Genomic DNA, 23,608 nt, shown 5'->3' with positions numbered 1-23,608 from the left:
CGCATGGCCGGTCCAACCCTGCGCGACGTCGCGAAACTGGCGAACGTGTCCATCCGTACGGTGTCGAACGTCGTCAACGGTTACGCGCCTGTCTCCGCCGAGCTGCGGGCCAGGGTGCAGGTGGCGCTCGACCAGCTCGACTACCGCCCCAACCTCATCGCCCGCAACCTCAAGCAGGGGCGCACGGGGATGATCGCCTTCGTGGTGCCCGAGCTGGACGTGCCGTACTTCGCCGAGCTGGCCCGCGAGGTGATCAAGGCGGCCCGGGCCCACGGCTACGTGGTGATGATCGACCAGACCGACGGCGACGGCGACCGGGAGCGCGAGCTGCTCGGGCGCGACTCGCGGGCCACGATGTTCGACGGCCTGCTGCTCAGCCCGCTGTCGGTCTCCGCCGAGGAGCTGCGCGCCCGGGGCAACCGGGTGCCGATCGTGCTGCTCGGCGAGCACATCTTCAACGGCAGCTTCCCGCACGTGGCCATCGACAACGTGGCCGCCGCCCGCGACGCCACCGCGCACCTGCTGGAGCTGGGCCGCCGCCGGGTGGCCGCCATCGGCGACCAGCCGTACGCGACCGGGGAGACGGCCCAGCTGCGCACCGCCGGCTACCGGCAGGCGCACGCCCGCGCGGGGCTCGGCGTGGACGACGCGCTCATCGTGCCCACCGCGCATTTCCACCGGCGGCTGGGCGCCGAGGCGATGGAGCGGCTGCTGGCCCTGCCCGAGCCGCCCGACGCGGTGTTCTGCTACAACGACCTGCTCGCCCTGGGCGCGATCAGGGCGCTGACCAGGGCGGGCCGCCGCGTCCCCGACGACGTGGCCGTGGTCGGGGTGGACGACATCGAGGAGGGCCAGTACAGCACGCCCAGCCTCACCACCGTCGCGCCGGACAAGGCGGAGCTGGCCCGGCGGGCGGTCGACACACTGCTGGAGTCGATCAGGGGGGAGATCGGCACGCCCCCCGAGATCGTGGTGCCCCACCGGCTCATCGTCCGGGAGAGCACGGCGGGCGAGGTCACCCCACGGTGACCGTCATCAGGTCCCGGCCCACGCTGACGCGCCCGCCGTAACCGCCCGAGCGCACGTCCGCGACGAACTCGGCCTCTCCGGCCTCGTCCTCCGGCGCGGGGATGAGGTGGGTGAGCACCAGGTGGCCGACCCCGGCCCGCGCGGCCAGGCCACCGAGCGCCACCGTGTCGGCGTGGTAGGAGAAGATCTGCTCGAACGGGGTGCCCGCCACGGCCTCGCGCAGCGCCGTCGTCCGGCACGCCTCGTGCACCAGCACGTCGGCGCCCCGGCTGAGCTCCTCGACCTCCTCGCACACCCGCGTGTCACCCGACACCACGACCGTGGCGTCCGGGGTCCTGATCCGGTACGCCACCGCGTCCGGCACCGGCTCGTGGTGCACCGCCACGGCCTCGACCGTCACCTCGCCATCCCGCCACACCTCCTGCGGCGTGGCCTCGGCCGCGAACGTCCGCAGCCGCGTCTCGGGAGGCACCTCCTGCACGTGCTCCATGCGCAGCGCGATGTCGGCCGCGTACGGGTCCAGCATGCGCGCCACGAACCCGGCCGCCTCCCCCTCCGGCACGTGCACCTCCAGCGGGCCCGTCCGCCACACGTGGTCCTGGATCCACCGCCCCAGCACCACGTCGGGCAGCCCCATCACGTGGTCGCTGTGCACGTGCGTGACGAACAGCGCGCTCAGCTCGTGCAGGCCCGTGCCCGCCTCGGTCAGCCGCAACACGGTCGCCCGTCCGGCGTCGAACTGCAGCGCCGTGCGGCCGTACCGGACCAGCACCCCCGCCCCGGCGCGGCCGGGCGACGGGATGGGCACGCCGGTGCCGGTCAGGGTCACGGTGGTCGTCATGAACGTTCTCCTCTGGTCAGCCGGCGGTAGCAGGCCCACATCAGGGCCACCATCAACACGTGCAGGGGGACCTCGACGAGCAGCTTGAACGCCCCCATCGCCACGGCCCTGTCGGCCAGGTAGAGGCGCGCCTGGTTGGCCACGAGCGCGCCCTCGCCGAGCATCCACCCGACATTCACGATCGTGTACGCCCGCAACCGCACCGGGTCGCGGCGCCAGCCGTGCCCGCGCCCGGTCAGCACCCCGGCCGCCACGGCCACCGGTGGCAGGCGGAGCAGCAGCATGACGGGGGTCACCGCCACGACCGTGCCCCGGATGACCAGGACGGGCAGGAAGAAGTCGGTCGCCTCGCCGGACAGCGCGGCGATCGCCGCCGCCCCCGCCGCCAGCCCGAAACCGCCGATCGCGGGCAGGAGGCTGCGGGCGTGCACGAAGCGGTGGACGGCGACCCCGGCTGCCAGGCACAGGGCCACGGTGAGGGCCAGGGGGAGGCGTTGGGTGGTGGCGTAGACGAGGGTGAAGCCGAGCACGGGGGCGGCCGTCTCGATGAGGTGCAGGCCGGCGCGGCGGAGCAGGGCGAGGTCACTCATGGGTCTCCAGGAGGGTGGTGCGGATGGTGCGGATGGTGCGGATGGTGCGGGTCGGTGGCAGGAGGGGCAGCCAGGCGGCGGCGTCGCGGGCGATCGCCGCGCCGACCGGGCCGGAGCGGCTCGGGAAGGGCGCGGCGGCCAGCACCACGCGGTCGGGCCGCACCAGCACGGCCGCCGCCCGCGCGTCGCGCAACCACCGGTCGAGCGTCCCGTCGACGACCACGACCCGCGCCTCGCCCCCGCCCCCGCCCCCGCCCCCGCCGCCCCCGCCGCCGTCGGCGCCCATTGCGCCGCTCGTGCTGTGCGCGCCGCTCGTGCTGTGCGCGCCGCTCGTGCTGTGCGCGCCGTTCGCGCCGTTCGCGCCGTGGGCCGGTCGGCGCACGTGGACGACCACCGCCCGCAAGCGGCGAGCCAGCGCCGCCAGCCCGTCATCGAGCGGCCCGAGGGTCAGGACGGCGAAGGAGTCACCGAGCACGTCGTCGAGCCGCACCCGCCGCCCGCCCACCGAGACCCACGGCTGCGGCACCATCGTCCCCGCCGGCCCGCCCACCCCCCGCACCAGCACCCCACGCCGCAGCCGAGGCGACGTGCCACGGACGGCGAGGGCGTGGGGCAGCCGCCCGGCGCGGGTGAGCAGCAGCCGCCGCACGGCCGCGCCCCCCTCCCGCCCACCGGTCATCGCCCGCCCGACGGTGACGGCCAGCCGGATCGTCCGGGTGACGTGCGGCGCCCGCTCCGCCTCGTACGTGTCCAGCAGCCGCTCACCACCGCCTTCGGACAGCACGAGCGCCAGCTTCCACGCCAGGTTGGCCGCGTCCCGCAGCCCCGCCCCCATGCCCTGCCCGATGAACGGCGGCGTCAGGTGCGCGGCGTCACCGAGCAGGAACACCCGCCCGCGCCGCCACCGATCCGCCACCTGCGCCCGGAAGGTGTAGGCGGCCCGCCGCAGCACGGAGCAGGTCTCCAGCGCGACGCCCCAGGGCGCGAGCAGCCGCGCCAGGCTTCCGGGCCTGGTCAGCTCGGCCTCCGTCTCGCCCTCCCGCATCCGGAACTCCCACCGGTACCGCTCGGGCCCGATCCGCATGAACGTGGCCGCCCGCTCCGGATCGCACACCTGGTACGTCCCGTCCCAGACGTCCAGCGGCTGCGCGCACCGCGCGTCCACCACCAGCCACCGGTCGGCGAACCCCAGGTCGCGCATGCGCGCGCCCACGGCCTGCCTGACCACACTGTTGGCCCCGTCGCAGCCGAGCACGGCGTGCGCCCACACCTCCCGCTCCCGCCCGCTGCCGACGTCCCGCAGCAGGACCCGCACCGGGGCGGGCCCCGGCACCCCCTGCTCGACCCGCACGACCTCGGTCGAGGTCAGCAGCTCCGCCTCGGGGCGGCGGGCGAGGTTCTCACGCAGCAGGGTCTCCAGGTCGGGCTGGTCGAACATGTTGGCCTGCGGCCACCCGTGCCGTCCCGACCCGCGCTCGCGCCGGAACTCGGCGATCGTGCGCAGCCCGGCGTCCACCAGGCGCATCCCCGCCGCCGGTGTGCTGAGCGCCGCGAACTCCTCGGCCACCCCGAGCCGCTGCAGGACGCGGTGCACCTCGTCGTCGAGATGCACCGCCCGTGGCAGCGGGTAGACGCCCGGGTGCGGATCGACCACGAGAGTGCGCACCCCGTACGCGGCCAGCAGCGCGGCCACCGCCACCCCGGTCGGCCCGGCCCCGGCGACGAGCACAGGCACAGGCACAGGCACAGGCGCGGACAAGGGCACAGGCGCGTGCGCGGCTGTCATGCGTACTCCACGGGCGTGCGCTGGCACCCGAGGTCGATGGCGCCGTCACCGGTGGCGATGCGCGCCGTCACCACGTCCCCGTCACGCAGGTAAGCAGGCACCCGCGCCTGCCGTCCGAAGAAGATCTTCCACTTCAGCTCGGGCGGCAGCAGCGCCCCGACCCGCTCGGCCACCGCGGGCGGCGCCTTCAGCGCGGTGCCGCCGGGCGTGCCGGTCAGCAGCACGTCACCGGGCGCGAGCGCCTGGAACCGGGCCAGCTCGGTCAGCGCCGCCGCCGGCCGGGCGATCATGTCCGCCACCGTACGGTCCTGCCGCGGCACCTGGTTGACCGACAGCCGCAGCCGCAGATCCACCAGCCGCCCGAACTCCTCCCGTTCGAGCAGCACCAGCCGCGGCCCCAGCGGCGTGAACGTCGGATACGACTTGCTCTCGTAGAACTGCCCCTTGGTGAGCTGCACGTCCCTGGCCGACACGTCGTTGGCGACCACCAGCCCGGCCACGTGATCGGGCAGGGAGGCGTCCGTCACGACCGTCCCGATCGGCAGCTCGGCCCCCATGACCAGGCCCAGCTCGATCTCGTAGTCGAGCAGCCGCACGTGCCGCGGCTTGACGATCGGGTCGTACGGCCCCGCCACCGACCCGGACGCCTTGCGGAAGAACGTGATCGGCACCCGCCCCGGATCGAACCCGGAGTCCTGGGCGTGCGAGCGGTAGTTCACCATCTGGGCCACCACCCGGCAGGGCGCCGTCACCGGGGAGAGCGGCTCCAGCTCCTCGACCGGCACCCCCTCCGGCGCGGGCGACAGGACGGCGGCCCGGTCGGCGAGCAGCTCGGCCGTGGTCGTCGCGGAGGTGTCCACCGCGTGGGCCAGCCCGTCGCGCTCGACCCACCAGCCCTGCCCGGTACGCAGTACGTTGACGCTCACGCTCTCATCGCTTTCATCAGGCCCAGCAGGCGGGCGACGTCGATCTCGTTGTCCTCGCGCAGCGCCGTGAAGACCGTGCGCAGCAGCTCGGGTGAGGGGTTCGTGCCGAGGAAGTCGCGGGTGACCGGCGGCCCCCACTGGGCCAGGCCACTGGCGGACATGGGCGCCCACCCCGGCTCGACCGTGCAGTCGAACAGGTCGCCGTCGGCGAAGTGCTCCACCATCAGGCGGTCGGGGTCGCGCCAGTAGTCGAAGATCTGGCTCCCCTGGATGTGCCGCCCGATGCCCCACACCCGCCGGTAGCCGCGCCCGGCCAGGTACTCGCCGCCGGCGGCGACCGCGTCGAGGTCGGCCACCTGGTACGCCGAGTGCACGTACCCGGTGCCGGGCCCGAGGTGCATGGCCAGGGTGTGATGGTCGGCCGGCACGCCGCCCCTGTCGCAGCGGACGAACGCCATGGTCGGGCCCCGGTCGCGCTGCCCGTCCAGGAACAGGAAGTCGCTGACGATCATGCCCAGCGTGTCCAGGTACCAGCCGAGCGCCCGCTCGAACCACCTGGTCTCCAGCACCACGTGGCCCAGCCGCTGCACCCGGGCGGGCTCGCGGGCCGGGCGCTGCGTGGCGTTGATCCTGGGCCGGGCGTCGCCGACGTTCAGCGGCAACGGGTGCTGCCCGGACAGCGCGGGCAGCTCGGCGGTCCCGTGCACGACCCGTACCGGAAAGCCGCTGGGATCGCGCAGCTCCACCACCTGCCCGCCGCCAGGATCGCTCAGCTCCCGCACGTCGGAGCCGGTGGCGCGGGCCAGCCTGACCAGGTCGCCGGACGCCGCCGCCAGGAACGCGGGGCCCACGAACCGCGATCTCGGCCCCTTCCTGATCACCAGGCAGTGCGTGCCCGGCAGGGTCCCGCGCAGGTACAGCGCGTCCCGCGTCCGGCCGGCCACGGCGAAGCCGAAGTCGAGGGCGAACGTCTCGGCCCGCCCGAGATCGGTCTTCTCGAACTCCAGCCAGGCCAGGTCCACCACCTTGATCACCGGGTCCCGCGACCGGCCGGGATGCTCGCCGCGCAGCGGTCCGCGCTCGCTGTGCAGGTTCGCGTGTGCGCTTCCCATCACCACCCCCATGTTGATTGGACGCTCATTAATGATGAAATCATCAGAAATGAGGGAAGCCTCTGTCAAGCCGGTATGCTCATGACCGTGAGATCGGATCAGCGGCCCGCGTCACGGCTGGAGCGGCGCAAGACGCGCACCAGGCAGGCGCTCATCGACGCGGCCAGGGAGTTCCTCGCGCGGCAGGGGGTCGCCGAGGTGAGCATCCAGGAGCTCACCGAGGCGGCGGACGTCGGGTTCGGCTCCTTCTACAACCATTTCGGCAGCAAGGACGAGCTGTTCCAGGCCGCCATCACCGACGTGCTGGAGGAGCACGGCCAGTTCCTCGACCGGCTCACCGCCGACCTGGCGGACCCGGCCGAGGTCTTCGCCGCCTCCGTACGGCTGACCGGGCGCATGGTCGACACCCATCCGCAGATGGCCCGCATCCTGAGCCGTACCGGTCTGCAGTACCTCGACTCCGAGGTGGGCCTGGCCCCGCGCGCCCTGCGCGACATCCGCAGGGGCATCGAGGCGGGCCGCTTCCACGTCACCAACCCGATCGTCGCGCTGGCCGGCGCAGGCGGCTCGCTGCTCGGCTTCCTGCAGGTGCGGCTGGCACAGCCCGGCCTGGTGGACGAGGACGCCTGCGACGAGCTGGCCGAGCAGGTGCTGCGCATGTTCGGCATGGACCGCGAGGCCGCCCACGCGGTGGCGCACCTGCCGCTGCCCGGAGGTAGTGCGGGCACTACCTGAGAGTCTCGCCGCAGCGCCCGTGTGCGGGCGGCCGGCCGTCGGTTGGATGGCCGGTATGAACCGAGAGATGCCAGGGCGCTGGGTCGAGGGCGCGGGTGCGGTGCTGGGGCCGCTGCTGCTCGCCGCCGGGGTCCTCGTCCGCACGGGTGTGGACGACTTCTTCCCCGCCCAGCTCGCCGCCCACGCCGTCGCCCCGGTGCGGATGGCCTGGTCGTACGGTTTGTACGCGGCCGGGGTCGTGCTGCTGTGGCCTGCCGTGACCGCGCTGGGCCGGCGCATCGGGCCGTCCGGGTGGGCCCGGTGGGGGGTCACGCTGGTCGTGATCGGGCTGTTCGGGCGGGTGTTCCACGCCGGGGTCAGCCATCTGGCGTTCCAGCTCGTGGACGTGCTGGGGCTGGAGGCGGCGCAACGGGCGGTGGCGGGCACGTACGGCGCCTTCCACGTGTTCAAGGCGGCCAACGTGTGCATCATGGGCGGCTGGCTCGTGCTGGCGGTCGGCGCCTACCGGGCCAAGGTGCTGGGCCTGGTCAGGAGCGTGGCGCTGGGGCTGGCGGCGGCTCTGCCGCTGGGAGTGCTCAAGGGGGGCAGCGACCCGGTCTCGCTGCTCGCCTTGGCGGGGCTGGCCGTCGCGCTGGTGCCGTTCGGCCTCGCGGTGCTGAAGGACGGGCCCGCGCCGAGGTGGTGGGCGGTGGGGCTGGCGGTCGCGTTCGTGCCCGTGGCTTTCCTCCTGGGGCTGGCGGGTTAGGCGGATCCCGGAGAGCAGCGCCAGCACGCCCGCGACCAGGTACGGCCGGTCGAACAGCGCAAGGGAGCTGGAGCAGTCGTGCGGCGCGTCCGACGGCAGCCAGGCGGCCGGCTCGAACAGCGCGGGCACCAGCAGCACCAGGCAGCATGAAGATCGATAACAAGTTCGGCGCGGTGGCGGCCAGGATGGCCACAAGACGGAACGTCGGCAGCCTCTCGCCGGGAGATGATCACCGCAGAGGCGCGACCCCCTCAGCCGGTGAGAAGCTTCACCATCGCCACCACGCCGATGCACACGATCACGCCCCGCAGGACAGCGGGAGGCAGCCTGCGGCCCAGCCGGGCGCCCAGGAAGCCGCCGGCCGTCGAGCCCAGCGCCACCAGCAGCACCGCCGTCCAGTCCACGTCGGCGACGAGCGCGTACAGGATGGCGGCCGTGCCGTTGACCAGCACGACCAGCACGTTCTTGGCCGCGTTGACGCGCTGCAGCTCCTCGTCGATGAGGATGCCCATCAGGCCGATGAGCAGGATGCCCTGCCCGGCGCCGAAGTAGCCGCCGTACGCGCCGGCCGCCAGCGCGCCCAGCCACAGCCACGGGCCGCCGTGCGCGCGCCTGGGCCGGTCGGCCAGCGCGCGGCTGAGCCGGGGCTGGATCACGACCAGCGCGCAGGACATCGCGATGAGCACGACCACGACCGCCGTGAACGTGCTCTCCGGCAGGTTGAGCAGCAGCAGCCCGCCCGCCAGCGCGCCCGCCACCGACGCGGGCGCCAGCCGGAGCAGCCGGTCACGCTGACCCTTCAGCTCCTCGCGGTAACCCGCCACACCGGACAGCCCGCCGGGGACCAGGCCGATGTTGTTGGAGACGTTGGCGGTGATCGGCGGCAGGCCCACCGCGAGCAGCGTGGGGAAGGTGATCAGCGACCCGGATCCGACGACGGTGTTGATGGCCCCGCCCGCGACGCCGGCCGCGAGCACCGCGACCATCTCCCAAGGTGTCATGCTGTGCGACTCTAGAGCAGGTCTTACCTCGTAAGACGAATCGTACTGTCATCTGAGACACCGGCCGACGGGACCTGAGGTAAACCACAGCCCGATCCGGGCATGCGCATCATTCCGGCGGCCCAGGCCCGAAACCTAGCGTTTCGCTGCATGATCGGAAAGTTGTTCGACGTCCCCCGCCGCGTTCTGGCGGGGGCTTGCGCGCTGCTCGCGCTGGCCGCGGTGATCGTGCTGACCGCCATGGCGAACAGCACCATGCAGCCGCTGCCCGCTTCGGCGCCGGCCGCCGAGTTCAGCGCCGGACGAGCCCTGAGACACCTGGAGGCGTTCGCCACCCGGCCGCGCCCGATCGGCAGCCAGGCCAGTGCGCAGGCCAGGGACTACCTGGTGGGGCAGCTGCGCGCCGCCGGGCTGGAGGTCCAGGTGCAGCAGGCCGTGGGGGTCAACTCCTCGACGGGGCTGGCGGCGTTCGGGCAGGTGGACAACATCGTGGCCACGCGGCGCGGCACCGACCCGACAGGGACGGTGGTGATCGCCGCGCACTACGACTCCGCCGCGATGGGGCCGGGCGCGTCGGACGACGCGGCGGCCGTGGCGGCGATGCTGGAGACTGTACGGGCGCTGGGCGACGCGAAGCTCCGCAACGACCTGGTGTTCCTGATGACGGACGGCGAGGAGGACGGCGTGCTCGGCGCCGAGGCGTTCGTCAGGGAGCACCCGCTCGGCGGCAAGGGCGGCGTGCTGCTCAACTGGGAGGCGCGCGGGGTCAGCGGGCCGTCGCTGATGTTCGAGACGTCGCGGGACAACGCCGGGCTGGTCGGGACGTTCGCCGGCGCCGTGCCGTACCCGCGCGGCGACTCCATGATGGTCGAGCTCTACCGGCTGCTGCCGAACAACACCGACTTCACGCCGATGACCGGGGCCGGGTTCACCGGCATGAACTTCGCCTACATCCAGGAGTCCTCGCGCTACCACACGGCCGACGACTCCCTCGCCCATCTCGACCGGGGCAGCCTCCAGCACCACGGCTCGAACATGCTGGCCTTGGCGCGCGCGTTCGGCGGCGCCGACCTGCCGGGGCTGGCCGCCGGGCACGACGTCACCTACTTCCGGCTCTTCGGAGTCATGATCACCTACCCGGACGCGCTGGTGTGGCCGCTGGCCGGGCTGGCGCCGGCCGCGGTGGCAGGGCTGGCCGTGGTGGCGTGGCGCCGCCGGGTGGCGGGGCCGGTGCGGATGATCGTCGGGGCGGTCTCCGGGGTGGTGCCGGTCGCGCTGGCCGCCGTGCTCGCGCAGGGGATGTGGGAGGTGCTGGTGGCGCTGCGGCCCGACTACTACGGGATGGGCGGACTGCTGCACCGGCCCGGCGCGTTCCGCGCGGCCGTCGCGGTGCTGGCCGGGGTGGCGGTGCTCGGGTGGTACCTCCTGCTGCGGCGCAGGGTGGGGCCCACCGCGCTGGCCGTCGGGGGGCTGGTGTGGCCGGCGGTGCTGGGGGTGGTGTGCGCGCAGGTCGCGCCGGGGGCGTCATTCATGTTCGCGCTGCCTGCGCTGCTCGCCGCGCTGGGGTGCCTGGCCGCGCTCCTGCCGCGCGACGGCGGCCCTCGTACGGCGGCAGGGCGGGTGGCCGTGGTGACGGCCGGGCTGTCCGGGTCGGCGGCGTTGCTGCCCGGGCTGGCGCTGACGGCGTTCGACGGGATGGGGCTGGCGCTCGGCGGGGTGAGCGCGGCGGCGCTGGCGCTGTTCGCGCTGACCGCGCTGCCGGTGGCCGAGCTGTGGCTGCCGGAGCCGGCGCGGCCGGTCGGCAGGCCGGTGGCGTTCGGGGTGCCGCTGGGCGCGGCGGCGCTCGCGGTCGCGCTGGTGCCCGCCGGTCTGGCGCTGGACGCCTTCGACGCGGCCCATCCGAGTCGGACGCACCTGGCGTACGTGATGGACGCCGGCACCAGGACGGCGGCCTGGGTCAGCGCCGACCTCGCCCCGTCCGACTGGACCAGGACGTACGTCTCCGGCAAGGACACCGCCGCCCTGCCGCCCGGCTACGCCCGCGGCGACCTGTGGACCGGCCGCGCGCCGGCGGTGGACGTGGACGGGCCCCGGGTCCGCGTGCTGGGCAAGGACGGCGGCACCTACCGGCTGCGGATCAGCGCGGGCAGGGGCGCTCGCTCGCTCACCCTGCGCGTCGAGCGGCCGATCGCCGAGGTGACCGCGAAGGCCGACGGCATGCGGGCGGTGACCGTGCCCGTCACCGGCGTCCGCGCGAACACCTGGCCGGGCGAGGTGCGCTTCCGGGGGATCCCGGCCGGCGGCGCGGAGATCACCGTAAGGGTCATGGGGGAGGGCGAGCTGCGGATGACGGCGATCGGCGAGCGGGACGGGTTCGCCGCCGTGCCCGGTTTCACGCCGATGCCCCCGGGCCTCGTGGCCGCCACCCGCGAGGACGGCGGCCTGGTGGCGATCACCCGTACGTACCGGCTCTGAGCCGGGGCAGCGCGCGCTTGAGGATCTTGCCGGTCGGGCTCATCGGCAGCTCGTCCACGAACGACACATGCCGGGGGTACTTGTACGCCGCCACCCGCTCCCGGACGAAGTCGCGTAACTCCTCGCAGGTCACCTCGGCGCGCAGGGCCACCACGGCCTCGATCTCCTCGCCCAGCCCGGGGTGCGGCACGCCGAACACGGCCGCCTGCCGCACCGCAGGGTGCTCGTAGAGCACCTCCTCGACCTCGCGCGGGTAGACGGTGTAGCCGCCGCGGATGATCACGTCGCGGCGGCGGTCGACCAGGAAGAAGTAGCCGTCGCCGTCCACGCGCCCGAGGTCGCCGGTGTGGAACCAGCCGTCGCGGATCACCTCGGCCGTGGCCACCGGGTCGTTCCAGTAGCCCTTCATGACGTTGGGGCCGCGCACCACGATCTCGCCGATCTCGCCGGCGGGCAGCTCGCGGCCGTCGTCGCCGAGCACCTTCATCTCCACGCCCCTGATGGGCCAGCCGATCGAGCCCGGCCTGCGGTGCACGCCGCCCCGGTTGGTCGCGGCCACGGGGGAGGTCTCGCTGAGCCCGTACCCCTCGACGATCTCGCAGCCGAACCTGGCCTCGTAGGCCCGCAGCACGTCCAGTGGCAGCGCCGCCCCGCCCGACGCGCAGACCCGCAGCATCGACATGTCGGAGGCGCCGGGATGGTCGAGCAGCGCGATGAACATGGTCGGCACGCCCTGGAAGACCGTCACCCCGTCCCGCCTGATCACCTCCAGCGCCCGGCCGGCGTCGAAGCGGCCCAGCAGCGTCAGCCGCGCGCCCGCGTGCACGGTGGCGTTGAGCGAGCAGGTCTGGCCGAAGGTGTGGTAGAGCGGCAGCGCGCCGAGCACCACGTCGTCCACGCCCAGCGCGTGCATGCGGGCCACGGTGGCGGCGTTGCCGCCCAGGTTCGCGTGGGTGAGCTCGATGCCCTTGGGCCGGCCCGTGGTGCCGGAGGTGTAGTGGATCACCGCGGTGTCGTCGTGCTCCAGGTCGGCGATCTCGTGCTCGGCCGCGACGCCCCGCAGCAGCCGCCTGAACTCGCCGGGCACCACGAAGAAGCAGTCGGTGCCCGCCGAGCCCGCCTCCGCCGTCTCGGCGAAGGCGTGCCAGGCGATCAGCAGCCTGGCCCCGCAGTCGCCCAGGTACGCGGCGATCTCCCGGCGCTTCAGCAACGGGTCCAGCGGCACCACCACCGCCCCGGCCCGCAGCACCCCGTAGTAGACGACGCCGAACTCCGGCACGTTCGGCAACATGATGGCGACCCGGTCGCCGGGGCCGATCCCGCGGCCCCGCAGCAGACCCGCCAGGCGGGCGCTCAGCTCGTCGAGCGTGCCGTAGGTCAGCCGCGCCTCGTCCAGCGTGAGAACCGCTCTGCCGCCGAGCCGGGCAGCGGCGGTGTGGAGCCGGTCAGCGAGGTTCATGGAACGACCGTACGTCCGATCTCCCACGCCCCTCATTGGTCGCGGCAGCCAGTCTTTCCCGCCCGGCATTGGTGGGGAGCGCATCCTGCAGCGCGATGGCGACGAGCAACTCCACGAGGTCGTTGATCGAGCGCAGGCTGCGGCCGGTGCGCTCCTGGATGCGGCGCATCCGGTACTGCGCGGTGTTCGGATGGATCTGGAGGCGTTCGGCGGCGGTCCGCAGGTTCAGGTCCGCGGCGGCGAACGCCCTGATCGTGGCCGTCAGCACGCCGCCGCGCGCCCGGTCCTCCGACAGCAAGGACGTGATGCGCGGGTCTACCAGGTTGCGCGCGGTGTCGTCGGCCTTGAGCGCCAGGTACTGGAACGGCGTGATCCTGGGCAGCGCGGCCACGCCGCCCTCCTCCGGCACGAAGTCCAGCACGGCCCTGGCCTCCTGGTAGGCCTGCGGGATCTGCGCGGCGCCCGCCGAGACGGTGCTGATGCCCATGGCCAGCCTGACGCCCTCGGCGGCCAGGCTCTCCACCACGCCCTGCAGCCGGTCGCACAGCTCCTCGGGGCCCGTACCCGGGCCGAGCACGGGGATGGCCACGATCTCCGACTGGCGCACGACCGACAGCGTGCGGGTGCCGTTCCCGGCGATCCTGGCGATGGCCGCGCACGCGGAGTGCCGCGCGTCCTCGGGGTGCGCGGACGGCCCCGCCAGCACCGCGGTCACCACCAGCAGCGGCGTTCGCGCGTCCTGACCCAGGCCGTGCGCCTGCGCCGCGGCCACCTCCCTGCCCCGCGTCGGCGCGCAGCCGGCCAGCAGCGTCTCCAGCAGGTCACGGGTCTCGCGCACCGCCTCCGCCGCCGCGTACTGCTGGAACTCCATGTACGCGTTCGCGGCGTGCGTGCTGGCGAAGTCGCAGTACCGCATGAGGGGCGTCGCCAGCGACAGCGCCGCCTCGCGCCCGGCGTAGCCGTGCCCGGCCCGCTCGACCACGGCCTCCCAGAACACCTGCTGCCCGACCCGGAAGGCGTTGATGTAGTCGGCCAGCGCCACCCCGGCCCTGGCCCGGCGCATGGCGGCGCGCCGGGTGAACGAGATGTCCTCGAACGTCACCGTACGGTCCTCCAGCAGCACCCCGAGCTTGGCCCGGTAGTGCTTGACCACCTGGTCCCGCACGTCGGCGTGGAAGGCCGGCCCCTCGGCGTCGTAGGCGGGGATCTCCTCCCGCATCGTCATGACCGCGACGTCGGCCAGCTCCTGCAGGTCGCCGAGCAACCCGGACAGGATGCGTGTGCGTTCCGCGCGTACGGCGGCTTCCACGGTGCTCGAACCAGTGGACATGCCGGGATGATCCATGGCCATCGCCGCACGGTCAACGGGTTGTAACCGGGATGAGACCCAGCCTGTGCTCAGAGGACAACTTGCCAGAAACATCTTGGGTCACCGTGCCCAATGCGGCTCTTGACGAGCGGCTCCTACGCTGAGGCCACTATCAGAACATTGTTCTCCAGGAGGCCGGATGCTGGAGGTACACGATCTTACCGTTCGCTTCGGCGGCATCACCGCGCTGGACGGCGTGGGGTTCGGGGTGGCGGGCGGCGAGATGGTGGGGCTCATCGGGCCGAACGGCGCCGGCAAGACCACCCTGTTCAACTGCCTGACCCGCCGCTACACCCCCCAGTCCGGGACGATCACGTACGAGGGCAGGGACCTGGTCGCCGTGGCGCCGCACGCCATCGTCGGCCTCGGGATCGCCAGGACCTTCCAGAACCTGGGCCTGTTCCCCCGCCTGTCCGTACGCGACAACGTGCTGGTCGGCGCGCACCACAGGGGCCGCGCCGGCTTCTTCTCCGCCGGGCTGCGGCTGCCGGGCGTGAGCCGTGAGGAACGCGAGCTGCGCGCCGAGGCCGACGCCGTGCTGGAACGGCTGGGCCTGACCCAGGTGGCCGCGCACCCGGCGACCGGGCTGCCGTTCGGCACCCTCAAGCGGGTCGAGCTCGCCCGCGCCCTCATCGTCCGCCCCCGGCTGCTGCTCCTGGACGAGCCGGTGAACGGGCTGAACGCGGCCGAGGTCGAGGAGTTCGCGGGCACCCTGGAGTCGATCCGCGCCGAGTACGGGCTGACGGTCATCGTGGTCGAGCACCACATGGGGTTCGTCATGGGCATCTGCGAGCGCATCGTCTGCCTCGACTTCGGCAGGAAGATCGCCGAGGGCCCACCGGAAGAGGTCCAGCGCGACCCGGCCGTCATCGAGGCGTACCTGGGGACGGCGGCATGAGCGCGGACCTGGTGGTGGAGGACCTGGTCGCCGGCTACGGCGACGCCGAGGTGCTGCACGGCGTGCGCTTCACCGTGAAGGAGGGCGAGGTCTGCGCGATCCTCGGCCCCAACGGCGCGGGCAAGACCACGCTGCTGCGCGCCCTGTCCGGCATGGTCAGGACGCGCGGCACGATCACGCTCGGCGGCGTCGCGCTGACCGGCCGCTCGCCCGACGCCGTCGCCCGGCTCGGCGTCGCCCACGTGCCCGAGGGGCGCGGCACGTTCATGCCGCTGACCGTCGAGGAGAACCTCCGGCTCGGCGCGTACGTGCGGCGCGGCCCGTCCGTGGACGAGGACCTCGAACGCATCCACCAGTATTTCCCGGTCCTGAAGAAGCGGCTCAAGCAGGCCGCCGGCAGCCTCAGCGGCGGCGAGCAGCAGATGCTGGCCCTCGGCAGGGCCCTCATGCTGCGCCCCCGGGTGCTGCTGCTCGACGAGCCGTCGCTGGGCCTGGCCCCGCTCGTCACCCGGGAGCTGTTCCGCATCGTCCAGACCATCAACGAAGAGGAGCGGACCACCGTGGTCGTCGTCGAGCAGAACGCCCATCTCGCCCTGGGCATCGCCCAGCAGGCGCACGTCCTGGAGACCGGGCGGATCGTGCTGTCGGGCACGGCCGAGGAGATCCAGGCCGACGAGCAGGTCGCCCAGTCCTACCTCGGGTACCGGGTGTAACGCGATGGCCGGATTCCTGCAGCAGGTCGTCGAGGGGCTCGGCGCGGGCGCCATCTACGCCAGCCTGGCGCTGGCCCTGGTGCTGATCTACCAGTTCACCGGGATCGTCAACTTCGCCCAGGGCGAGCTGGCCATGTTCTCCACCTACATCGCCTGGCAGTGCGTGGCCGCCGGCATGCCGTTCTGGCTGGCGCTGGTGGTGACGCTGGTCGTGTCGTTCGCGGGCGGGATGCTCATCGAACGGGTGATCATCCGGCCGGTCGAGGGCGCGCCTGAGCTGACCATCGTGATCGTCACCGTCGGGCTGTTCATCTTCGTCAACGCCGCCGCCGGCTGGATCTGGACGTTCCTCATCAAGGACTTCCCGAACCCGTTCCCCGGCGGCGCGCTGGAGGCGGTGGGGATCAGCGTGAGCTTCTCCACCCTCGGCGTGCTCGGCGTGGTGGGGCTGGTCATGGGGCTGCTCTACGTGCTCTTCCAGTACACCAAGATCGGGCTCGGCATGCGGGCCGTGGCCACCAACCCCGCCTCCGCCCGGCTGGTCGGCATCCGCGTGGGCCGCACGCTCGCGCTGGGCTGGGGCCTGGCCGCCACCGTGGGCGCCGTGTCCGGCGTGCTGGTGGCGCCGCTGCTGTTCCTGGAGCCGAACATGATGGGCGGCGTCCTCATCTACGCCTTCGCCGCCGCCACGCTCGGCGGCTTCGACAGCCCGCTCGGCGCCGTCGTCGGCGGGCTGGTCGTGGGCGTCGCCGAGACGCTCGCCGGGGCCTACGTCGGCGTCATCGGATCCGACCTCAAGGTGGGGGTGCCGCTGGTGATCATCCTCGGTGTGCTGCTGCTGCGGCCTCAGGGGCTCTTCGGGCGGGCGGCGGTGGAACGGGCATGAGCAGCGCGACGAAGGTCGAGGTCAAGCCGGTGCCCGTCAGGCAGCGGCGCAAGCCGGACTGGAAGTGGGCCGCGCTCGGCCTGCTCCTGGCCGCCGCGCTCTACGCGCCGTTCCAGCTCGTCCCCTTCCACGTCTTCCAGCTCACGATGGTGCTGGTGTACGCGGTGGCGCTGCTCGGGCTCAACCTCCTCGTCGGTCACGCGGGGCAGATCTCCCTGGGCCACGGCGCCTTCTTCGCCGTCGGGGCGTACGCGGCGGCCATCCTGATGGACCGGTGGGCGCTGCCGTACCCGCTGACCCTGCCCATCGCGGCGGCGGTGGCGTTCCTGCTCGGCCTGGCGCTGGGCGTGCCCGCCATGCGGCTGCGCGGCCTGTACCTGGCGCTCGTGACGCTGGCCATCGCGATCTTCCTCGTCCCGCTGCTCAAGCGGTTCGAGGAGCTGACCGGCGGCTCGATGGGCCTGACGCTGCCCAAGCCGGCGCCGCCCGCGTGGAGCGGGCTGGCCGAGGACCAGTGGCTGTACTTCCTCACGCTGGCCGTCACCGTCGCCGCGTTCCTGCTGGCCGCCTCGCTGCTGCGCTCGCGGGTGGGCCGGGCGCTGCACGCCATCAGGGACAACGAGGCGGCGGCCGAGGTCATGGGGGTGCGGCTGTCGTTCTACAAGACGCTCGCGTTCGCCTGGAGTGCCATGTTCGCCGGGGCGGCGGGGTGTGTCTACACGTGGGTGATCGGGTTCGTCTCACCTGACTCCTTCACCGTCAACCTGTCGATCACCCTGCTGGCCGGCCTGGTCGTCGGCGGGCTCGGCTCGCTGTCCGGACCCGTGCTCGGCGGGTTGTTCGTGATGTTCGTGCCGAGCATCTCCCAGGACGTCAACGACGCGGCGCCCGGCGTCATCTTCGGCCTCCTGATCATCGCGGTGATGTACGTGGCCCCGACGGGGCTGGCCGGCCTGGCCGGGCGCTTGATCAAGAAGATTCCCCGGAAGGAGTAAGAGGGATGCGAGTTTCTGCGATCGGCTGCGCGGCGCTGTTACTGCTCGCCGTCGCCGCCTGCGGAGGGCGCGAGGCGGCCACCGGTGGCGGCACCGGAGGCACCGCGGCGGCGGGCGGGCAGTGCGCGGGGCAACAGACCACCGGCATCACCGACAAGAGCATCAAACTGGGCGGCATCTACCCGCTGTCCGGCCCCGCCTCCGCCTACGGGGACATCCCCAAGGGCATCAAGGCCTACTTCGACTACGTCAACGCCGAGAAGGGCGGCATCGGCGGGCGCAAGGTCGAGTTCGTCGTCCGCGACGACGGCTACTCGCCGCCCAAGGCCGTCGAGGAGGCCCGCAGGCTGGTGGAGCAGGAGCAGGTCTTCGCCCTGTTCCAGACGCTCGGCACCCCCTCCACCGCCGCCACCTGGGACTACACCAACCAGCGCAAGGTGCCGCAGGTCTTCGTGGCCACCGGCGCCTCCATCTGGGGCACCGACACCGCGCACCCGTGGACGATCGGCTGGCAGCCCAACTACATCTCCGAGGCCCGCGTCTACGCGGCCTACCTGAAGAAGGAGAAGCCCGAGGCCAAGGTGGCCGTCCTCTTCCAGAACGACGACTTCGGCAAGGACCTGCTCGGCGGCTTCAAGCGGGCCCTCGAAGGCACGCAGGTGCAGGTCGTGGCCGAGCAGAGCTACGAGGTCTCCGACCCCAGCATCGACCCGCAGATGCGCAACCTGGCCGACTCCAAGGCCGACGTCTTCCTCAACATCACCACGCCCAAGTTCGGCTCGCAGGCGCTGGCCGCCGACGCCAAGAACACCAAGTGGAACCCGCTGCACATCGTCAACAACGTCGCCGCCTCCATCACGGTGCTCAAGCCGGTCGGCTTCGAGAACGTGCAGGGCGTCGTGTCGGCCACGTACTACAAGGACCCGAACGACCCGACGTGGGCGAACGACCCCGAGATGCAGCTCTACAAGCAGAAGATGCAGCAGTACGCGCCCGGGGCCGACGTCAACGTGCCCTACCACACCTTCGGCTGGGCGGCGGCGAGCAGCTTCCACAAGGCCATGGAGGCGGCCGCGTGCCCGACCCGCGAGGGCCTGCGGGACTCCGTCCGCAACCTCAAGGGGGTCAAGGTGGACATGCTGCTGCCCGGGGTGACGCTGGACACCGCCCAGGGTGACGGCTTCCCGATCGAGTCGATGCAGCTCATGACGTTCAAGGGAGAGCGCTGGGAGCTGTTCGGCGACGTGATCGACACCCGCAAGGAGTTCGGCCCGCTGGGCGGCTGACGTGACGGCGCGGGGACCCCGGGCTCAGGGCTTGACGGTCCCCGCCCGCACCAGCCAGTCGACCGCCTCGGAGACGGCCTCCAGCGAGGTGTACCGGGGCCGGTGCCCCAGCAGCCGCTCGGCCTTCTCCATGCTGCAGTGCGGGCTGTGCAGGATGTGGTCGTAGGTGAGCTGGGCGTCGAACTCCGACACCGTGCCCTTCCACTCCTCCCACGGCAGGAACGTCAGCCGCGCCTCCCGCCCGAACCACCCCGCCACCGCCTCCGCGAACCCGCGCAGCGTCAGCGCGGTGGTGGCCACGGAGTGGAAGCTCTCCCCGATGGCCGCCGACGGGCTCGCCAGGGCGTCCATGAACAGCCGCGCGACGTCGTCGGCGTGCACGTGCTGCACGGTCTCCATGCCCAGGTTCGGCAGCGCGACCTCGCTGCCCTCGGCGAGCCGCTGGAACACCTCCGGGTTGACGTTCCCCGCCGGGTTCACCGGCACCCAGCCGGGGCCGGTGATGTGCCCGGGATGGATGATCGTCACGGGGAAGCCCTCGCGCTGCGCGCGGTCGAGCAGGTGGGCCTCGATGGCCGCCTTCTGGATGCCGTACTCGCCGAACGGCGCCCGCTTGGCCGCCTCAGTCGTCGGCACCTGCCCGCTCGGCCCGTGCACCCAGATCGTCCCGCAGTGCAGGAACTGCCGCACCCGGCCGGCCAGCGCGTCGGCGATCGCGCGGGCGCTGTCCTGCTTGAAGCAGATGAGGTCGATGACCACGTCACCGCCCAGCTCGGCGATCCGCCGCCCGAACGTCCCGTCGGACTCCTCGGCCTCCCGGTCGGCCACGACGGTGGTGACCCGCTGCCACGCGCCGTGGGGGGTGTAGGGCTCCCGCTTGCCCCGGCTCACGTTCACCACCTCGTGCCCGGCGCCGATGAGGCGCGGGATGAGGTACGTACCGATGTGCCCACTGCCGCCAATCACCACAATCCGCATGGGTTCAGCGTAGACCCGGTGGTCAGTCGTGGGCAGGGCGAGCGCTGCGGGCGTCCCGTCCGGGCTCAGCCGCAGCGCTCGCGCAGGATCGGGACGCCTTCACCCGTCAGCTCGTCGCAGTACGCCGCTCGACCGGTCATCGCCATGATCAGCGCGACCGTGGTCCCCGAGACGACCGCTCCCGAGCCCGCCTCGAACGGCCCGTCGGTGGCGGCGAGCCGCAGCCCGCCGATCCGCCCCTTCGCCTGGACGACCAGGTCCGACCCCCGGTAGTACTCCGCCACCCGCGTGACGGTCCCGATCGGGTGGTCGCGGCGCAGGCCCAGCGGGCGGCGGATGTCCTCGCCGTGCACGACGGTCTCGCCCAGCATCGCCAACGCGGGCAGCGGCGGTGAGGTGGTGCTGGTGACGACGTGCTCGAAGCGCCGCAGGGTCTCTGCCCCGTCGGCGCCCAGGTGCTCGGCCAGGCGCATGGCCACCTGCTTGTCGAAGTCGAACCGGCAACGGATCACGCCCGCCAGCCACCGCAGCGGGGTGAGACTGGCGCCGGCGGTCAGGTGGGCGAGCACCTCGCGGACCGTCAGCCCGGCACACAACGACGGCGCCGCCCACCGCTCCTCCGCCAGGCCGGCCAGGTCGGCGGCGAGGGCGGCGCGCTCGGCGTGGATCAGTGCCCAGTCGTCCGCGGCGCGGCCTGCCCGGGGTGCTGCTTCTGGCATGATCGTTCTCTCTCTCCCTGAACGCCGGACGAGAAGGGTATAGCGCTCACCAGGGGAGACTCGCACCGCGTCGGAAACTCATCGCGCACGCATGCCGCGACGTCGCCCAGCCACGGCAGCCGGGTCGAGGCGTCCAGGGCGACGTGCTCGGGCGTCGCTCAGCGCCCGTGCCCGAGCGCCATCCGCAACGCCCCCGACGGGTCACCACCCCGCCAGGCGACATGCTGATCGGGCCGGACCAGCGCCAGCGGCTCGCCCGGCAGCTCGACCACCCGCAACGGCACCCCCAGCTCCGCCGCCTCCGCGACCACCACGGCGGCCCCCGGCGACTGCTGGTCCCCCACGAGGCTGAACGCGGGCCCCAGCCGGTCGTACAGGGACTCACCGGGAGCCAGCCACCGATGAGGCAGCCGCTCCCCGGCCCCGGAGGAGACGATGGCCGACCCGGCGTAGGTGTACCCCAGCACCAGGTCCAGGCTGTGGAACTCGCTGTCCTTGGTGCGCAGCACCGCCTCCGCCACCGCGGGCCGCACCTTCTCGAAGGCGGCCTCGTCCCCCATCAGCGCCGGGTCGGCCAGCTCGGGGGCGAGGGTGGCCATGTTGGAGGCGGCCGCCTCGATGGTGTCGGCGGCGATGGGGCGGCGCTCGCTCTCGTACGTGGCCAGCAGGCCAGGAGGAGCCCACCCGTGCAGCACGGCGGCCAGCTTCCAGCCGAGGTTGACCGCGTCGCCTATGCCCGTGTTGAACCCGTGACCTCCGTAGGGCGGGTTCTGGTGCGCGGCGTCGCCCGCCAGGAAGACCCGGTCGGTGGCGTAGCGGTCCACCAGCAGCATCCGCGCCGTCCACGGGTCGGTGGCCAGGATCTCCACCTCGATGTCGGCGCCCGCGAGGTTGCGCACCAGGCGTACGGGATCGGCGTCCTCCGCCCGCACCCCCTGGGCGATGCACCACCAGGTGTCCTTCAGGTCGAGGCGGCCGAGCATGCCGGGCTGGGCCGGGTTCAGCACCCAATAATGCACGGCGGGGCCGTGCGGCATGCGCTCGGCCAGGCCGGGGGCGCGGAAGACGATGTTGAAGTTGGGGCGGGCGTCCTGGCGGCCCTCGTACTTCGAGCCGATGGCCGCCCTGGTCACGCTGCGCGGGCCGTCGCAGCCGACGACGTACCGGGCGCGCACCTCGCGCTCCTGGCCGCCGGACGTGATGCGCACGGTGACCCCGTCGGCGTCCTCCTGGAGGCCGGCCACCTGCCAGCCGGTCAGCAGCGCGTCGCCGACCGTCTCCCGCAGCACCTCCTCCACCAGCGGCTGCGGCACCTGCTGGCCCGGCTCGGCCGCCAGGTCGGAGCCGACGAGGTCGAGGCCGAAGCAGCCGCCGATGCGGGTGATCTCGCGTCCGAGCAGCCCCGTGACGAACACGGCCTCGTCCGACCACGACACCGACAGCGGAGCCCGCGACCGTAACGTCTCCGCCAACCCCCACCTGCGCAGCAGCTCCATCGAGCGGGCCGAGGTGGTCTTCGCGCGCGGCCGCAGCCACGACACCGTCTCCCGAGGCTCCACCACCAGGCAGCGCACGCCGTGGTGGGCCAGCTCCACGGCGGTCGCCAGGCCGACGGGCCCGCCTCCGGCGATCAGCACGGGCACGGACTCGGGAACTTGCCTTACCAGATCCATGGATGTCCTATTCGTCCAGATGACCGCAGGTATAGTCCTCGGGCCGTCATGCCCGCGTCAAGGAAGCCCGTGCGCGCCGCCGGTCATGGCCGTGGTACGACCTCACAACAATTGAAGATCGCAACTAGTCGACGGCCGTCCCGCTCAGTACCGTGCTACCAAAATTGACGATCACCCAGGGGTTGCATATGAGCGAGACCTCGACGATGCCGTTGCACATGCGGCGGGTGGAGTTCGGCCCGGCACCGGAGCTGGCGGCCGCACGGGACGAGGATCGGGTCAAGCGGGTCACGACGGCGTTCGGCACCGAGGCCTGGCTGGTGACGCGGCACGCCGACGTACGGGAGGTGCTCGGCGACGCCGAGCGCTTCAAGATCGCTCCGACGAACATCGCGCGGCTGCCCGGAGCCCCGCCCATGACGGAGGAGCAGCTCGCCAAGGTCCGCGCGGGCAACCTGCTGGGCGTCGACCCGCCCGAGCACACGCGGCTGCGCAGGATGCTCACGCCGGAGTTCACGATCCGCCGGATGAACCGGCTGGAGCCCCGGATCCGCCGCATCGTCGAGGACCACCTGGACGCGCTGGAGGCCGCGGGAGCGCCCGCCGACCTGGTGCCGTCGTTCGCGCTGCCGATCCCGTCGCTGGTGATCTGCGAGCTGCTCGGGGTCCCGTACGAGGACAGGGAGGGCTTCCAGCAGCGTACGGCGAGGATGCTCGACATGAGCCTGCCGGGCGAGCAGCGCATGATGCTCCAGTTCGAGCAGCGCGCGTACATGGAGACCCTGATCGCCCGCATCCAGGCCGACCCGGGCGAGGAGCTGCTCGGCATGCTCGTGCGCGAGCACGGCGACGACCTGTCCACCGACGAGCTGGTCGGCATCGGCGGGTTGCTGCTGTTCGCCGGGCACGAGACCACCTCCAACATGCTCTCCCTCGGCACGCTCGCCCTGCTGCGCCACCCCGAGCAGCTCGACCGGCTCAGGAAGGAGCCGGAGCGGATCGACGCCGCGGTGGAGGAGCTGCTGCGCTGGCTCAGCATCGTCAACTCGGGCACCACCAAGGTCGCGACCACCGACACCGAGGTGGGCGGCCAGCGGATCAAGGAGGGCGACCTGGTGCTCGTCACCCTGCCCGCCGCGAACCGCGACCCGTCGTTCCTGCCCGACGCCGACACCCTGGACCTGGGCCGCGGCGCGCCCGGCCACCTCGCCTTCGGCCACGGCGTGCACCACTGCCTGGGCGCCCCGCTGGCCCGCATGGAGCTGCGGATCGCCTTCCCCGCCCTGCTCGAGCGCTTCCCGAACCTGCGCGTGGCCGACACGGAGCCGCGGTTCCGCTCGTCCTCCGTGGTGTACGGGCTCAGCTCGCTGGAGGTGACCTGGTAGCCAGGCC

The 23,608-nt window shown here is 72.8% G+C and carries 21 protein-coding genes; 10 read left to right on the top strand and 11 right to left on the bottom strand.

Annotated elements, in window-relative coordinates; all coding sequences use genetic code 11:
• The first annotated feature begins 3 nt into the window (after positions 1-3).
• Positions 4-1,029: a LacI family DNA-binding transcriptional regulator gene (locus LCN96_RS54170; RefSeq protein WP_225270175.1), complete on the top strand. Its 1,026-nt coding sequence runs from the start codon at positions 4-6 to the stop codon at positions 1,027-1,029.
• On the opposite strand, the gene LCN96_RS54165 is transcribed toward LCN96_RS54170, so the two are convergent.
• Genes LCN96_RS54165 through LCN96_RS54145 form a run of 5 tightly spaced genes read right to left on the bottom strand, consistent with a single transcriptional unit; the run spans position 1,016 to position 6,284 of the window.
• Entirely contained in the window at positions 1,016-1,870 is an 855-nt protein-coding gene (locus LCN96_RS54165; RefSeq protein WP_225270174.1) for an MBL fold metallo-hydrolase, read from the bottom strand. The genes LCN96_RS54170 and LCN96_RS54165 overlap by 14 nt on opposite strands.
• Positions 1,867-2,460 carry a DUF3159 domain-containing protein gene (locus LCN96_RS54160; RefSeq protein WP_225270173.1) on the bottom strand — a complete coding sequence of 198 codons (594 nt, stop codon included), beginning with the start codon at positions 2,458-2,460 and terminating at the stop codon, positions 1,867-1,869. The genes LCN96_RS54165 and LCN96_RS54160 overlap by 4 nt, the downstream gene beginning before the upstream one ends.
• Positions 2,453-4,195 carry a bifunctional 3-(3-hydroxy-phenyl)propionate/3-hydroxycinnamic acid hydroxylase MhpA gene (gene mhpA / locus LCN96_RS54155; RefSeq protein ID WP_225270172.1) on the bottom strand — a complete coding sequence of 581 codons (1,743 nt, stop codon included), beginning with the start codon at positions 4,193-4,195 and terminating at the stop codon, positions 2,453-2,455. The genes LCN96_RS54160 and mhpA overlap by 8 nt, the downstream gene beginning before the upstream one ends.
• Before the next feature lie 47 nt (positions 4,196-4,242).
• Positions 4,243-5,172: a fumarylacetoacetate hydrolase family protein gene (locus LCN96_RS54150; RefSeq protein WP_225270171.1), complete on the bottom strand. Its 930-nt coding sequence runs from the start codon at positions 5,170-5,172 to the stop codon at positions 4,243-4,245.
• Positions 5,169-6,284 carry a VOC family protein gene (locus LCN96_RS54145; RefSeq protein ID WP_225270170.1) on the bottom strand — a complete coding sequence of 372 codons (1,116 nt, stop codon included), beginning with the start codon at positions 6,282-6,284 and terminating at the stop codon, positions 5,169-5,171. Before LCN96_RS54145 ends, LCN96_RS54150 begins: the two co-directional genes overlap by 4 nt.
• A gap of 87 nt (positions 6,285-6,371) precedes the next feature.
• Between LCN96_RS54145 and LCN96_RS54140 the strand changes: the two genes are divergently transcribed.
• Both LCN96_RS54140 and LCN96_RS54135 read left to right on the top strand, forming a co-directional pair.
• Positions 6,372-7,019 (top strand): TetR/AcrR family transcriptional regulator, encoded by a 648-nt coding sequence (locus LCN96_RS54140; RefSeq protein ID WP_225270169.1) that lies wholly within the window; start codon positions 6,372-6,374, stop codon positions 7,017-7,019.
• Between the two features lie 67 nt (positions 7,020-7,086).
• On the top strand, positions 7,087-7,764 hold the full coding sequence (locus LCN96_RS54135) for a hypothetical protein (RefSeq protein ID WP_225270168.1): 678 nt from the start codon (positions 7,087-7,089) through the stop codon (positions 7,762-7,764).
• Positions 7,765-8,015: 251 nt separating this feature from the next.
• On the opposite strand, the gene LCN96_RS54130 is transcribed toward LCN96_RS54135, so the two are convergent.
• Positions 8,016-8,765, bottom strand: a complete 750-nt coding sequence (locus tag LCN96_RS54130) for a sulfite exporter TauE/SafE family protein (protein WP_225270167.1) — start codon at positions 8,763-8,765, stop codon at positions 8,016-8,018.
• Positions 8,766-8,915: 150 nt separating this feature from the next.
• Here LCN96_RS54130 and LCN96_RS54125 point away from each other — a divergent pair, with 150 nt between their 5' ends.
• Positions 8,916-11,240 (top strand): M20/M25/M40 family metallo-hydrolase, encoded by a 2,325-nt coding sequence (locus LCN96_RS54125; RefSeq protein WP_225270166.1) that lies wholly within the window; start codon positions 8,916-8,918, stop codon positions 11,238-11,240.
• Here the strand turns inward: LCN96_RS54125 and LCN96_RS54120 are convergent.
• Together LCN96_RS54120 and LCN96_RS54115 are read right to left on the bottom strand one after the other, a co-directional pair.
• Positions 11,218-12,699 (bottom strand): long-chain-fatty-acid--CoA ligase, encoded by a 1,482-nt coding sequence (locus LCN96_RS54120; protein WP_225270165.1) that lies wholly within the window; start codon positions 12,697-12,699, stop codon positions 11,218-11,220. The genes LCN96_RS54125 and LCN96_RS54120 overlap by 23 nt on opposite strands.
• Positions 12,686-14,029, bottom strand: a complete 1,344-nt coding sequence (locus tag LCN96_RS54115; RefSeq protein ID WP_225270164.1) for a PucR family transcriptional regulator — start codon at positions 14,027-14,029, stop codon at positions 12,686-12,688. Before LCN96_RS54115 ends, LCN96_RS54120 begins: the two co-directional genes overlap by 14 nt.
• 178 nt (positions 14,030-14,207) lie before the next feature.
• Here LCN96_RS54115 and LCN96_RS54110 point away from each other — a divergent pair, with 178 nt between their 5' ends.
• Genes LCN96_RS54110 through LCN96_RS54090 form a run of 5 tightly spaced genes read left to right on the top strand, consistent with a single transcriptional unit; the run spans position 14,208 to position 18,846 of the window.
• Entirely contained in the window at positions 14,208-14,966 is a 759-nt protein-coding gene (locus tag LCN96_RS54110) for an ABC transporter ATP-binding protein (RefSeq protein WP_225270163.1), read from the top strand.
• Positions 14,963-15,679, top strand: coding sequence for an ABC transporter ATP-binding protein (locus LCN96_RS54105; RefSeq protein ID WP_225270162.1), 717 nt, complete (start codon positions 14,963-14,965; stop codon positions 15,677-15,679). Before LCN96_RS54110 ends, LCN96_RS54105 begins: the two co-directional genes overlap by 4 nt.
• A gap of 4 nt (positions 15,680-15,683) precedes the next feature.
• Entirely contained in the window at positions 15,684-16,565 is an 882-nt protein-coding gene (locus LCN96_RS54100; protein WP_225270161.1) for a branched-chain amino acid ABC transporter permease, read from the top strand.
• Positions 16,562-17,560: a branched-chain amino acid ABC transporter permease gene (locus LCN96_RS54095; protein ID WP_225270160.1), complete on the top strand. Its 999-nt coding sequence runs from the start codon at positions 16,562-16,564 to the stop codon at positions 17,558-17,560. The genes LCN96_RS54100 and LCN96_RS54095 overlap by 4 nt, the downstream gene beginning before the upstream one ends.
• Positions 17,561-17,565: 5 nt before the next feature.
• The gene (locus tag LCN96_RS54090) at positions 17,566-18,846 is read left to right on the top strand and encodes an ABC transporter substrate-binding protein (protein WP_225270159.1); all 1,281 of its coding nucleotides are present in this window, start codon (positions 17,566-17,568) and stop codon (positions 18,844-18,846) included.
• 24 nt (positions 18,847-18,870) lie between these two features.
• On the opposite strand, the gene LCN96_RS54085 is transcribed toward LCN96_RS54090, so the two are convergent.
• The 3 genes from LCN96_RS54085 to LCN96_RS54075 all read right to left on the bottom strand — a co-directional run bounded on the left by LCN96_RS54085 (position 18,871) and on the right by LCN96_RS54075 (position 22,216).
• Positions 18,871-19,824 (bottom strand): NAD-dependent epimerase/dehydratase family protein, encoded by a 954-nt coding sequence (locus LCN96_RS54085; protein ID WP_225270158.1) that lies wholly within the window; start codon positions 19,822-19,824, stop codon positions 18,871-18,873.
• Positions 19,825-19,889: 65 nt separating this feature from the next.
• Positions 19,890-20,543, bottom strand: a complete 654-nt coding sequence (locus tag LCN96_RS54080) for a maleylpyruvate isomerase family mycothiol-dependent enzyme (RefSeq protein WP_225270157.1) — start codon at positions 20,541-20,543, stop codon at positions 19,890-19,892.
• A gap of 158 nt (positions 20,544-20,701) precedes the next feature.
• On the bottom strand, positions 20,702-22,216 hold the full coding sequence (locus tag LCN96_RS54075) for an FAD-dependent monooxygenase (RefSeq protein WP_225270156.1): 1,515 nt from the start codon (positions 22,214-22,216) through the stop codon (positions 20,702-20,704).
• Between the two features lie 188 nt (positions 22,217-22,404).
• On the opposite strand from LCN96_RS54075, the gene LCN96_RS54070 reads away from it, so the two are divergent.
• On the top strand, positions 22,405-23,601 hold the full coding sequence (locus LCN96_RS54070; RefSeq protein ID WP_225270155.1) for a cytochrome P450: 1,197 nt from the start codon (positions 22,405-22,407) through the stop codon (positions 23,599-23,601).
• Positions 23,602-23,608: the final 7 nt, after the last annotated feature.

The sequence above is a fragment of the Nonomuraea gerenzanensis genome (assembly GCF_020215645.1).
Classification (GTDB): domain Bacteria; phylum Actinomycetota; class Actinomycetes; order Streptosporangiales; family Streptosporangiaceae; genus Nonomuraea; species Nonomuraea gerenzanensis.
This window is presented reverse-complemented; position numbering and strand designations above follow the sequence as displayed.

Bases quoted from the DNA above. Each gene is read 5' to 3' on its own strand.
- LCN96_RS54130 (WP_225270167.1), bottom strand. From the start codon at position 8,765: ATGACACCTTGGGAGATGGTCGCGGTGCTCGCGGCCGGCGTCGCGGGC.
- LCN96_RS54085 (WP_225270158.1), bottom strand. From the start codon at position 19,824: ATGCGGATTGTGGTGATTGGCGGCAGTGGGCACATCGGTACGTACCTC.
- LCN96_RS54070 (WP_225270155.1), top strand. From the start codon at position 22,405: ATGAGCGAGACCTCGACGATGCCGTTGCACATGCGGCGGGTGGAGTTC.
- LCN96_RS54115 (WP_225270164.1), bottom strand. From the start codon at position 14,029: ATGTCCACTGGTTCGAGCACCGTGGAAGCCGCCGTACGCGCGGAACGC.
- LCN96_RS54095 (WP_225270160.1), top strand. From the start codon at position 16,562: ATGAGCAGCGCGACGAAGGTCGAGGTCAAGCCGGTGCCCGTCAGGCAG.
- LCN96_RS54145 (WP_225270170.1), bottom strand. From the start codon at position 6,284: ATGGGAAGCGCACACGCGAACCTGCACAGCGAGCGCGGACCGCTGCGC.
- LCN96_RS54100 (WP_225270161.1), top strand. From the start codon at position 15,684: ATGGCCGGATTCCTGCAGCAGGTCGTCGAGGGGCTCGGCGCGGGCGCC.
- LCN96_RS54075 (WP_225270156.1), bottom strand. From the start codon at position 22,216: ATGGATCTGGTAAGGCAAGTTCCCGAGTCCGTGCCCGTGCTGATCGCC.
- LCN96_RS54125 (WP_225270166.1), top strand. From the start codon at position 8,916: ATGATCGGAAAGTTGTTCGACGTCCCCCGCCGCGTTCTGGCGGGGGCT.
- LCN96_RS54110 (WP_225270163.1), top strand. From the start codon at position 14,208: ATGCTGGAGGTACACGATCTTACCGTTCGCTTCGGCGGCATCACCGCG.
- LCN96_RS54105 (WP_225270162.1), top strand. From the start codon at position 14,963: ATGAGCGCGGACCTGGTGGTGGAGGACCTGGTCGCCGGCTACGGCGAC.
- LCN96_RS54160 (WP_225270173.1), bottom strand. From the start codon at position 2,460: ATGAGTGACCTCGCCCTGCTCCGCCGCGCCGGCCTGCACCTCATCGAG.
- LCN96_RS54165 (WP_225270174.1), bottom strand. From the start codon at position 1,870: ATGACGACCACCGTGACCCTGACCGGCACCGGCGTGCCCATCCCGTCG.
- LCN96_RS54170 (WP_225270175.1), top strand. From the start codon at position 4: ATGGCCGGTCCAACCCTGCGCGACGTCGCGAAACTGGCGAACGTGTCC.
- LCN96_RS54080 (WP_225270157.1), bottom strand. From the start codon at position 20,543: ATGCCAGAAGCAGCACCCCGGGCAGGCCGCGCCGCGGACGACTGGGCA.
- LCN96_RS54090 (WP_225270159.1), top strand. From the start codon at position 17,566: ATGCGAGTTTCTGCGATCGGCTGCGCGGCGCTGTTACTGCTCGCCGTC.
- LCN96_RS54120 (WP_225270165.1), bottom strand. From the start codon at position 12,699: ATGAACCTCGCTGACCGGCTCCACACCGCCGCTGCCCGGCTCGGCGGC.
- LCN96_RS54135 (WP_225270168.1), top strand. From the start codon at position 7,087: ATGCCAGGGCGCTGGGTCGAGGGCGCGGGTGCGGTGCTGGGGCCGCTG.